Annotated in this window: 1 protein-coding gene; it reads right to left on the bottom strand. The window is 49.1% G+C overall.

The window, feature by feature from the left end; genetic code table 11:
• On the bottom strand, nt 1–342 hold a 342-nt coding region (locus Q0779_RS23835; RefSeq protein WP_298776759.1), incomplete at both ends, for a hypothetical protein.

Below are 342 nucleotides of genomic sequence, written 5' to 3'. Positions count from 1 at the left end.
ACTTGCCAACTGCGGCTATCATTAATCGTACCGGATTCAGCCATGCTACTTTCTTCACCGGTTTGCGTCGGGGAGTTCGCTACCACAAAAAACAATGAAGGCCCAGTAAACTCTGCTGGTGCGGTGAGTTTTGGCTGCAGTGACGTCACCACTCCACCGTCTTTGGTATTAATTGCTGAGCTCAATGACAATGGAGAAACAGGGGATGTTGACGCAGCCGTTAATGCGGGAAGCCCTAGCGTGTCAGGCCATGAGACACTGCTTTCCATCGCTTGAGGCACAAACAAATCACTGGGAGTGATACCGGTACTGATCATTTCAATATTTGAAGGTAATTCTGCC

This window comes from uncultured Shewanella sp., from assembly GCF_947491715.1.
GTDB lineage: Bacteria > Pseudomonadota > Gammaproteobacteria > Enterobacterales > Shewanellaceae > Shewanella.
The sequence above is the reverse complement of the archived record's forward strand: the minus strand, read 5'-3'. Positions and strand labels throughout refer to the sequence as shown.